Here is a 246-nt window from a genome sequence, read left to right as displayed (position 1 = left end):
GTGGTCGTATGCTTTGTTGTTCTACTTTTTTAGGAGATTTTGAACCTGTATCCATTAAAATGGCAAAGGATCAAAATTTATCATTAAATCCTGCAAAAATCTCTGGTTTATGTGGTCGCTTAATGTGTTGCTTAAAATATGAGAATGATGAATATGAGGCAGCAAAGGAACAACTTCCTGATTTAGATCAACGTATACAAACCCCGCATGGTACTGGCCGTGTGATCGGATTAAATATTTTAGAAA

Annotated in this window: 1 pseudogene; it reads left to right on the top strand. The window is 35.4% G+C overall.

Annotation, left to right across the window (positions count from 1 at the left end):
- Positions 1 to 246: pseudogene (ricT, locus tag SB717_RS38520) on the top strand (competence/sporulation regulator complex protein RicT); the annotation flags it as partial.

This window comes from Priestia sp. SIMBA_032 (assembly GCF_046535215.1).
GTDB lineage: Bacteria > Bacillota > Bacilli > Bacillales > Bacillaceae_H > Priestia > Priestia aryabhattai.
Note: the sequence above shows the minus strand (reverse complement) of the source record. Positions and strands in the feature narration are given on the sequence as shown.